General features: G+C 70.1%; 14 protein-coding genes. 5 read left to right on the top strand and 9 right to left on the bottom strand.

The genetic code is table 11. The annotated features are described in order from the left end of the window. The 3 genes from NS184_RS14170 to NS184_RS14160 form a co-directional block, all read left to right on the top strand. Positions 1–447, top strand: a 447-nt coding sequence (locus tag NS184_RS14170) for an SDR family NAD(P)-dependent oxidoreductase (protein WP_152998234.1), incomplete at its 5' end; no start/stop codon positions are given. After that, a complete protein-coding gene (locus NS184_RS14165) occupies positions 444–1,517 on the top strand; it encodes a threonine aldolase family protein (protein ID WP_058726755.1) in 1,074 nt (357 codons plus the stop codon). The genes NS184_RS14170 and NS184_RS14165, both read left to right, overlap by 4 nt. Positions 1,518–1,579: 62 nt before the next feature. Further along, the gene (locus tag NS184_RS14160; RefSeq protein WP_152998233.1) at positions 1,580–2,020 is read left to right on the top strand and encodes a hypothetical protein; all 441 of its coding nucleotides are present in this window, start codon (positions 1,580–1,582) and stop codon (positions 2,018–2,020) included. Positions 2,021–2,120: 100 nt separating this feature from the next. Here the strand turns inward: NS184_RS14160 and NS184_RS14155 are convergent, their stop codons facing one another. Next, a complete protein-coding gene (locus NS184_RS14155; RefSeq protein ID WP_058726753.1) occupies positions 2,121–2,720 on the bottom strand; it encodes a hypothetical protein in 600 nt (199 codons plus the stop codon). On the opposite strand from NS184_RS14155, the gene NS184_RS14150 reads away from it, so the two are divergent. Beyond that, complete coding sequence (locus NS184_RS14150; RefSeq protein WP_058726752.1) at positions 2,719–2,922, top strand: hypothetical protein; 204 nt, start codon at positions 2,719–2,721, stop codon at positions 2,920–2,922. The two genes, NS184_RS14155 and NS184_RS14150, sit on opposite strands and share 2 nt — an antisense overlap. Then, the gene (locus NS184_RS14145; protein ID WP_058726751.1) at positions 2,919–3,185 is read left to right on the top strand and encodes a hypothetical protein; all 267 of its coding nucleotides are present in this window, start codon (positions 2,919–2,921) and stop codon (positions 3,183–3,185) included. The genes NS184_RS14150 and NS184_RS14145 overlap by 4 nt, the downstream gene beginning before the upstream one ends. Before the next feature lie 82 nt (positions 3,186–3,267). Here the strand turns inward: NS184_RS14145 and NS184_RS14140 are convergent, their stop codons facing one another. From NS184_RS14140 to NS184_RS14105, 8 genes are all read right to left on the bottom strand, one after another. Then, a complete protein-coding gene (locus NS184_RS14140) occupies positions 3,268–3,843 on the bottom strand; it encodes a hypothetical protein (protein ID WP_058726750.1) in 576 nt (191 codons plus the stop codon). Continuing rightward, on the bottom strand, positions 3,840–5,978 hold the full coding sequence (locus NS184_RS18400; RefSeq protein WP_058726749.1) for a hypothetical protein: 2,139 nt from the start codon (positions 5,976–5,978) through the stop codon (positions 3,840–3,842). Before NS184_RS18400 ends, NS184_RS14140 begins: the two co-directional genes overlap by 4 nt. Before the next feature lie 140 nt (positions 5,979–6,118). Further along, entirely contained in the window at positions 6,119–6,910 is a 792-nt protein-coding gene (aqpZ, locus tag NS184_RS14130; RefSeq protein ID WP_083513723.1) for an aquaporin Z, read from the bottom strand. Between the two features lie 137 nt (positions 6,911–7,047). Further along, the gene (locus NS184_RS14125; protein WP_058726748.1) at positions 7,048–7,611 is read right to left on the bottom strand and encodes an ABC transporter permease; all 564 of its coding nucleotides are present in this window, start codon (positions 7,609–7,611) and stop codon (positions 7,048–7,050) included. Next, on the bottom strand, positions 7,608–8,183 hold the full coding sequence (locus NS184_RS14120) for a DUF6286 domain-containing protein (protein WP_058726747.1): 576 nt from the start codon (positions 8,181–8,183) through the stop codon (positions 7,608–7,610). The genes NS184_RS14125 and NS184_RS14120 overlap by 4 nt, the downstream gene beginning before the upstream one ends. A gap of 12 nt (positions 8,184–8,195) precedes the next feature. Continuing rightward, complete coding sequence (locus NS184_RS14115; protein ID WP_058726746.1) at positions 8,196–8,510, bottom strand: hypothetical protein; 315 nt, start codon at positions 8,508–8,510, stop codon at positions 8,196–8,198. Further along, the gene (locus tag NS184_RS14110) at positions 8,507–8,698 is read right to left on the bottom strand and encodes a hypothetical protein (protein ID WP_058726745.1); all 192 of its coding nucleotides are present in this window, start codon (positions 8,696–8,698) and stop codon (positions 8,507–8,509) included. The genes NS184_RS14115 and NS184_RS14110 overlap by 4 nt, the downstream gene beginning before the upstream one ends. Then, a complete protein-coding gene (locus NS184_RS14105) occupies positions 8,691–9,146 on the bottom strand; it encodes an Asp23/Gls24 family envelope stress response protein (protein WP_058726744.1) in 456 nt (151 codons plus the stop codon). Before NS184_RS14105 ends, NS184_RS14110 begins: the two co-directional genes overlap by 8 nt. Positions 9,147–9,214 lie beyond the last annotated feature (68 nt).

The raw sequence follows: 9,214 nt of genomic DNA, 5'->3' as shown, positions 1-9,214 counted from the left end.
GGCCTGGTGCACCTCGTCGGCGGATGGCGGGGCGGCGGCGGTCTCGCCGGTCAGTCCGACGAGGACTGGGACTTCTTCGACCGGGGCTTCCGCACGCTCCGGAACACGACCCGCGCCCTGTACGACGACCTCGTGGCCTCGCCCGCCGGGCGCCTCGCGATCGTGTCGTCGACGAGCGTCGAACGCCCCACCGCCGGAGCAGCGAACTACGCCGCCGCCAAGGCCGCGGCCGACGCCTGGACCCGAGCCGTCGCCCAGGGCTTCCGGAAGGACGCCCCGGCCACCGCCGCCGCGACGGTCTTCGTCGTGCAGGCGCTCGACGGTCTCGAAGGGCGCCTCGGCGACGAGGTCGTCGGGCTCTGGGACGCCGAGGCGGCCGCGGTGAACGGCGTCCGGATCCCGCTCCGGCCCGAGCCCGCCGCCTCCGAACCTAGGATCGACACGTGACCCTCCGACTCCACGACCTCGACCTCCGCGGCTTCGCCTCCGACAACTACGCCGGCATCCACCCGGAGGTCCTCGACGCCATCACCGCGGCGAACCAGGGCCACCAGATCGCCTACGGCGAGGACGTCTACACCGCGCGCCTGCAGCAGGTCTTCGCCGAACACTTCGGCGACCAGGCGCAGGTGTTCCCGGTGTTCAACGGCACCGGCGCGAACGTCGTCGGCCTGCAGTCGATGCTGCCCCGGTGGGGTGCCGTCGTCTGCACCTCGACCGCGCACATCCACACCGACGAGGCCGGGGCGCCCGAGCGGGTCGGTGGCATCAAGCTCCTCACGGTCGACGCCCCCGACGGCAAGCTCACACCGGAGCTCATCGACCAGCAGGCGTGGGGATGGGGGGACGAGCACCGCGCGCAACCACTCGTCGTGTCGATCACGCAGACCACCGAGCTCGGCACCGCCTACACCGTGGACGAGGTCCGCGCGATCGCCGACCACGTGCACAGCCTCGGCATGAAGCTGCACATGGACGGTGCCCGGATCTCGAACGCGGCCGCCACCCTCGGCCTCCCCCTCCGTGCCTTCACCACCGACGCCGGGGTCGACGTCCTGAGCTTCGGCGGCACGAAGAACGGACTGCTGTACGGCGAGGCGATCGTGGTGCTCAACCCCTCGGCGTCCGAGGGGTTGCACTACCTCCGCAAGCTCAACATGCAGCTCTCGTCGAAGATGCGGTTCGTCTCGGCGCAGCTCATCGCCCTGCTCACCGACGACCTCTACCTCCGCTCGGCGCAGCACGCGAACGCCATGGCCGCCCGGCTCCGCGGCGCCCTCGAGGCGGGCATCGCCGACGGCAGTATCCAGGGCGTCGGGTTCAGCCAGGAGACCCAGGCGAACGGGGTGTTCGCGACCCTGCCCGCGGGCGTGGCCGACCGCCTGCGCGAGCACTTCCGGTTCTACGACTGGGACGCCAGCCGGAACGAGGTGCGGTGGATGTGCTCGTTCGACACGTCGGAGCAGGACATCGACGACTTCGTGGCAGCGCTGACGCGGGAGCTCGCCACCGCCTGAGTGATCCATTGCCCGTCCCCGCCGGACGGTAGAGTACTGATATGTACCGAGCAAGATGTTTGATGGCTGCCAGTGCAGCACTCGTGGTGTCGGCGTCGCTCGCTTCGTGCAGCACCACGCACCAACCCTCCAGGTCGACGCTCGGACGAAGCGAAGTCCTGGAACTCGCGACTTGGCGAGCATCGATGGACCGCGTCCTCGCATCCGAGCCGGAGAACGACTCAGCAGCGGGCATCGGTTCCGGTGGCGGCTCGCTCTCAGCCGAGCCTGGCGACGCGGATGTCGTGGCCGCGTGCAACGGCGCCCTTCATGTGCGATTCGAGATCTCCGTGAACGGGTCCTCACGCAAGTCGATCGATGTGCAGTGCGGCGCCACGGCGACCGTGCGACTCATGGTGCCCGAGAACGGGACGCTCGATGTGTCCATCCCCGATGAGCGCTCTGTACTGGATGCCGGTCAGGACGGCCGGACGTTCTGGTACATCGTGGCCAGTCAGCGGTGATCCCAGGTCGTCTGCCGTCGTCCCTTGCCGAGACAGCACGAGGGCCATCCGGTGCTTCGAGCTGGAGACGACACCGGATGGCCCTGTTGTGCGCGCTGCGTCAGGCAGTCGCCACGCAGAGCACCCCTCGCGGCCGGTAGGCGTACAGCCAGCCGGTCGTCTTCGTTTCCTTGACACTGGTCGCGTGACCAGCGTTGATGAACGTTCGGACCGAGCGCACCTTGTACTTGTAGCGGTATCCCGTCTCGTACCCCTGGACACCTCGTTTCTTCGGCGCATGGCACGTCGCCGTCGTGGTGGTCGACGTCGACGTCGAGAGACCGAGTTGTGCGCTGACCTGTGCGCCACTGAGGCCGTACCCGGTCTGTGTGGTGTTGGTCAGGCTCACAGAACGGGAGACATCACATCCCGAGGACGATGAGCCGTGGCAGTACATGCTCGACAGCTTCTTGCCTCGCTGGGTAGACGTCAGCAGCGTCTTGCTGATCACAGTCCTCTTCGCAACACTCCACCCGGTGAAGCCGGCTTGCCGCGACGCCGCCCCCTGTTCTCCTTCGGAAGCCATCGCTGCAGGAGCGAGGACGACACCACCCGCTGCGACCCCCACACTCATCGCGAGACCCATGAAGATCTTGTACTTCGCGAACACCTCCGATCCAATCGTCATCGATCGACAGAACGGTTCGTAGAGTATCAGCATGAAGTACTACATGTACGCCCTGCTTTCCGTTCCGATCGCGCTTCCGTTCAGTTCGGCGCTCGTCGTCGGGGGGTCGGTACTCGTCACCGCTCCTGCGACTGCTGGTCACTGGGGCAGCGCCGTCGGAGCTGCGCTCGCCCTGTTCACCGCGGTGCTCTGGTCAGGCGCCGCGCTCCGTCGCCGACGGCGCCGTCAGCCGTGACGCCGCAGATCCGCTGGCAGCCAACGCTCGTGATCCTGGGTGGCATCGTGACGACGATCGGCGCAGGGCTCACGCTGGGATTCCAGTACCTCTGCCTCGGAGCACTCGCGACGATCACGTACGCAGCATTCGCACCGAGCGTGATCGATTCGACGCGCGTGCCGGAGGGCGCTGCTGCCGATCCGCGCGAGGTCAAGAAGTGGCGTGAGGAGCATCCTGGCGCAATCGTCAGCGAGGCGATCGCTGCGGTCTCAGAACGGTGACCGGACGACCGGACGGGAGGCACGCGGCGGATCCGCCCCGTGCCTCCCGTCCGGTCGTCGGTCGCGTCAGCGACCTCGACCGTCAGTCGTTCTCGACCTCGAAGTCCCACTCGGCGAGGGTCTTCCCGCCGCCGGGCGCCCACCGGAGCAGGCCCTCACCGACCTTCATGACGGTGCGGACCTCGAAGGTGGCCCGCTGTCCGGGACGCAGCACGCTCGGGGGCGTCCCCTTCCCCGGGACCGGGGAGAGTCGGTACGTGTTCCCGAGCTGGTCCGTCGTGGTCAGGTCGGCCAGCGAAACGGGCACGGTGCCGGACGCGTCCCGGAGCGACACGGTCCACGTGCAGGTGGTCGTCTCACCCTGGTACGGCAGTCCTTCGCCGGGGACGACCGGGCCGGTGACGGTGGCCAGCACCGTCGACCCGCCGTGCAGGTGCACCCGGACCGCGTCGCCCTCGGAGGTCAGGGCCGGCCGGGCCGCGGTGCCGTCGAGCACGGCGTCCGTGGTCGACGGGATCCCCGCGAGGTACGCCGGCATGCCGCCGTAGGTGTCCTCGGCCTCCGGCTCGGCGTGGGACGAGCAGCCGACGAGCGCGCCCGCGAGGATCGCCACCCCCGCCGCCGCGACCGCGAGGGTCGCGGCGCGGGAGCGGGTCACCGGTGCCTCGCGTTGTTGAACACGTCGGGCCCGTACGGCTCGAGGCCGGCCTGGCCCGCGTAGCCGAGGTGCCCGCGACCGTCGACGCCGCCGGAGACGGTGCCACCGGGCAGCCGCTGGTGGTCGTCCCCTCGGCTCACCCCGAACACGTCCTCCATGGTCCGCAGCCAGCTGTAGTGGTTGTAGTACGTCGTGGACACGGTGCCGGGCTTGATGAGCGGGCTGATGAGCACGCTGCCGGTGTCGCCGCCGCCGGGGGTCGCGTCGGTGGCGTCGTACAGCGGGTCGGCGGTCTGCCCCGTGCTCAGGAACCCGGGTGCCCCTTCTGCGCTGAGCGTCAGGCTCGTGACGGCGCCGGTCGGCGTGACGGGGTTGCCCGAGGCGTCGAGGAGTTGGAACGAGCCGTCGACGACCGAGCCCGAGGCGGTCGTCGGGAACTGCGGACCGGTGTCGCTGACCGCGCCGACGAAGGTGTCCGCGGGGATCGGGCTGGTGCCGCCGGGGCCGGTCGTGTCGGTCGTGTCGACCACGCCGCGGCCGGTGTCGGTCGCGACGATCGACTGGTCGCTGACGTAGCTCGACGCGGTGTTCGCGGCGACGGCGTCCGTGCGGGCACCGGGGGTGTTGCCGGAGCCGCCGCGGACGATGTCGGGGACGCAGTTCGCGGGCACGAGTGTCGGCGAGGTCTGCGTGCACACCGGCGGACGGTCGATGAACGCGTTGTACCCGGGGCCCGGGTAGAGCTGGTTGCCCTTCGCGTCCTTGCCGAGGGTCGAGTTCGGGCCGGTGGGCTCGAAGGCGACGTTCTTGCCGTCGATGTTCTCGCCGGCGCGGTCGGCCGCGATGCCGGAAGAAGCGCCCGGCTTGTCGGAGAGCGTCGGCCCGTAGTGGTTCGCGTTGTTGAAGCTGTTGCCCGTGTAGGTGAAGGGCGGGTTCGCCTCGTCGAACGTGATGTCGATCAGCCCGCCATCCTTGAACGCGGGCGAGCGCTCGATCATCGGGACGTAGTACTTCAGGAAGAGATCAGAGGCGTAGAGACCGCCGGTGTGGTTCTTCGGGGTGGTCGACTGCGGCGCCGGCGTGCCGGACTGGTAGACCGGCTGCCCGCTGCTGGTGAACGCCCCGGAGAGGTTGTTCCCCTTGCAGACGGCGTCGTGCGCGTCGCTGCAGTTGTTCGGAGTGATCCAGCTGAAGGCCGGGGTGGTCTTCTCGTGCTGCAGGTCGCGGAACAGACCGTTCGACGACGAGTCGAGGTTGGCGATGTGTGCGGCGTCGCAGTCGGTGCCGCCCTGTGCCGGCGTGGTGAGCGACTTCGCCGCGGCACCGTGGGCGCCGGCCGTGCCGGTGAGCCCCTCGAACCACGGGAACGGGAAGTGCTTGGCGACGTACTGGTCGTTCGCCTGGGCGCCCGTGAAGCTCGTCACACCGGTGGGTGCCGGGTGGTCCGACGTCGGGGTCAGGTAGGTCGGGTTCGTCTCGGGGTTGTTCTCGGTGGTGCCCGGTGCGCCGCAGGTGCCGTCCTCGCGACCAGGCTGCGCGCCGAGGTCTTGCGCGTACCCCTTCCACGTCTTGTGAGCGGCGTCGAGCTGGTTGAAGAGCGTCGGGGTCGCGTGCGGGTAGGTGCAGCCGTTCGACCCGTCGGGGGCGTTCGCCCCGCTCGGCTGCGACGCGTTGGCCAGCGACCGCACCTGCCCGGCGTCCTCGCCGGCGCGGATGATGCTCCGGTTCGACCCGAAGCGGGTGTCCACCACGTTGCAGTCGGACTGGGTGTCGGCCTGCGGACCCTGCCCGGACACCATGGAGATGTAGTTGTCCATGCTGTAGTGGCCGGTGCCGAAGGAGTTCTTGAGCAGCACCCCCTGCGCCGGCAACGTCTTCCAGAGGTAGCTGTTCTGGTTGAGGCCCGTGAACGTCGCGTCGTACGACTTGTTCTCGAGGATGATCAGCCACACGTGCTTCACCTGGCCGGGACGCAGTCCCGTCGAGGTGATGGTGGTGCCGCGCTGCGCCGTGCTGGCGTCGGCTGCGGAGGCGGTGGTGGACGCGACACCCGCGAACGCGGCGGCGAAGATGCCTGCCGCTGCGACGAACGCTGCGGTGCGCCGTCGACCCGTGGTCCTGCCGAAGAGCTTCATGGGGGAAGTCTCGCCCCGTGGTCGCCCCCGCTCGGGGGACGGCAGGTGAACGGGTCGTGAGGGAGCGCACAGCGTGCGTCCCGCACCGGTGCCCGTGCGCGGGACGCCGCCGAGATGCGCCCTGCGCACGGGGCCTCCGGTCAGCTCGTCAGGCGCTTCCGGCCGGCGACCCGGACGATCAGTCCGGCGACGACCCCACCGAGGATCGGCGCGACGATGAAGACCCAGAGCTGCGCCAGCGGGGTGGCACCGCCGTAGACCGCGGTGGCGATCGAGCGGGCCGGGTTCACCGACGTGTTGCTCACCGGGATGCTCGCGAGGTGGATGAGGGTCAGCGTGAGGCCGATCCCGAGGGGTGCGACGGCCTGGTACTCCTTCTTCGCGGTGATCGAGAGGATGACCGCGATGAACACACCCGTCAGGACCGCCTCGGTCAGGAACACCGAGCCGAGGCCGAACCCGGTGGGGCTCCCGTCGCCGTAGCCGTTCGAGGCGAAGCCGCCCTCGTGTGCCGCCGCGAACGCACCGGGCTTGCCGCTCAGCACGGCCGCGAGGATGCTCGTGGCGACGAGTCCCCCGATCACCTGCGAGACGATGTAGCCCGCCACGTGCTTCGCGTCGGTCCGGCCGGCGGCGAGGAGGCCGAGCGTGACGGCCGGGTTGAAGTGGCCGCCGGAGATGTGCCCGACGGCGGAGATGCCCGCGACGAGGGTGAGGCCGAACGCGAGGGCGACGCCGAGGTAGCCGACGCCCTGCTGGTTGTCGGTCGCGCTCGGGACGTTCGCGGCGAAGAGGGCCGTGCCGATGCCGCCGAGCACGAGCAGGAAGGTGCCGAAGAACTCGGACGCGTAGCGCGCGAGCGGCGACCAGTCGGTCGCTTCCTCGCGACGCTGTTCGGACGTGGACGCACTCACAGGGGGCTTCTTCGCCATGGGGCTCTCCTCATGAACAGCGACAGAACGCGGAGGCATGCTGTCGCGGGGTCAGGTTGGTGGGTGCCGGCACCGGCCCCGCCGGGAGGCGTGGTGCGGCTCCCCGGGGTTTGGTGCGGTGTGGTGGGTGGTGCGGTCTACTGCACGCGGGTGGGTTTGGCGAGTGCGGCGCGGGTGCCGCCGGTGAGGTGGACCAGTACCGGGACCTGCCGGCCGAGGGTGCGGTCCAGCACGCCGATGGCGTCATCGACGGCGTCGAGGACGCTCACAGCGTCGCCGCCGCGGCGCACGTTCACCCGGATCCGGGCGGCACACTGCTGCTTGACCAGGTACGTGTCGACCTTGGAACCGACGACGTCGCGGACGCCGGCGAGTTCGTGGTCGATGACGTCCCGCACGAGCGCGACGTCGATCGTGACCTGGTCCTCGCCGGAGCGTTCCCGGACGGCGACACTGGTGCCGCCGCGGCCACGGGTGAACACCCACAGCAGCGCCAGCACGATCAGCACCGCGCACGCGGCGGCGACGATCCACAGCGACGCCGCGGGCACGGTCACGTTCGACGGGAACGTCACGTACGGCTTGAGGGCGTCACGCACGGCGGGCAGGACCCCGGCGCCGATGGTCAGGCCGACGATGACGGCGACCAGGCCGAGGACGAGCAGGATGATCCGGTTCAGGGTGCGGTTGCTCTTGGTCATGCCAGCGTTCCCTTCTCCTCCACACGGACCTTCACACGCTTGCCGAACCGCTCGTCCAACCGCCCCAACCGCTCCTCGACCGCGGACCGGACCGAAGCCTGGTCGACGGGCACGCCCGAGAGCGGGACCAGCCGGACCTCGGACGAACGTCCACGCGCCGAGGCCTTCGCGTTGCCCTCGGGGAGGCCGGCCGCGAGGGCTGCGGCGTTCGCGGCCGTCGCGGCGAGGATCGCGGTGTCGATCACCACGGCACCACGTTCGTGCGCCACGGCCGATCGCGGCTGCCGGCCTGGCTTGAGGGCCAGGACGATCAGCACGATGCCGAGGACCACGAGCACGACCGCGACGACCTCGACGATCGTCACGAACGCGGCGTCCGGCTTGAGTGCTGCGTCGACGACCGTCTGCGGGTCCGCCAACAGCGGCGCCGCACCGACGGCCTGCAGGACCGACTCCGTACCGATCCACGCCGCCACGAGGACGAGGACGATGAGGGACACGGACACGGCACCGGACCGGGAACGGTGGATGCTCCGCCGCTGGACGCGGCGTTCGAGCGAGCTGGTGCTCATGGGTTCCTCCTCCTACCGGACCCGGCCGTCGTGCTCGTGCACGATGCCGGTGAGTTCGATGTGGGCGCTGCCGACGCGACGGCCGGACAGCTCGCCGACCCGGACGCGCACGCGTTCGGCGGCGGCGACGGCCGATGCGACGACGTCGTCCTGCGTGCGGATCGGACCGGTGACCTGCAGTGCGAGGCCGCCCGCGTGGTCACCGAGCTCCACGCGGACCCGCCGCGCGGGCGCGCCGAGCCGTTCGGCTGCGACGGCCCGCGCCAGCGAGTGCAACGCACGAGCGGAGATCTCCACGCGGCCCGGCACACCCGGGCCGGCGGTCACCGGGAGCTCCGGCGTCCGGTCAGCACGTCGGTCAGGGCACCGCGGTCGATCTTGCCCGACGTGAGCGCCGCCACGAGGGCACCGATCGCGCCGAACACGACCACCAGGACGAAGCCACCGAACCCGAACTGCAGTGCGACGACGGCCAGGATCGCCCCGATGAGGGCACCTGCGAACGTGTTACTCAACGCGCGACTCCTTCTTGTCGTCGTTGTCGTCGTCGTCACCCGGGATGTAGACGTCCTGGACCGTCACGTTGACCTCGGCAACCTCCATGCCGACGATCTGGGTCAGCGCGCGGGCGACCGACGAACGCACGCCGTCGGCGACCTGCTGCAGCGAGACGGGGTACTCGGCGACGATCACGATGTCCGCGGCGACCTGCTTCTCGCCGACCTCGACCTTGACACCCTGACCGAAGTCGCGCTGGCCGATCGCGTCGCGGATCGCACCGATCGCACGAGCGGCGCCCTTGCCGAGCGCGTGCACACCGTTGACCTCGCGGGCGGCGATGCCGGCGACCTTCTCGACGACGGTGTCGTCGATCGTGGTCTTGCCCGAGGGGTTGGAGCCAGCGGCGTGCGTCCCTGCGGAGCGCGAGCCGGCGAGGGTGTTGGGGGTCGTGGTGTCAGCCATGTCGTTTCCTTCCGTTCGTCCCGCCGGGCGTTCCCAGCGGTTGCTGTTCACGGATGAGACGGGGCACC

The organism is Curtobacterium luteum (genome assembly GCF_001475545.1).
In the GTDB taxonomy this organism is placed as follows: domain Bacteria; phylum Actinomycetota; class Actinomycetes; order Actinomycetales; family Microbacteriaceae; genus Curtobacterium; species Curtobacterium luteum_A.
The sequence above is the reverse complement of the archived record's forward strand: the minus strand, read 5'-3'. Positions and strand labels throughout refer to the sequence as shown.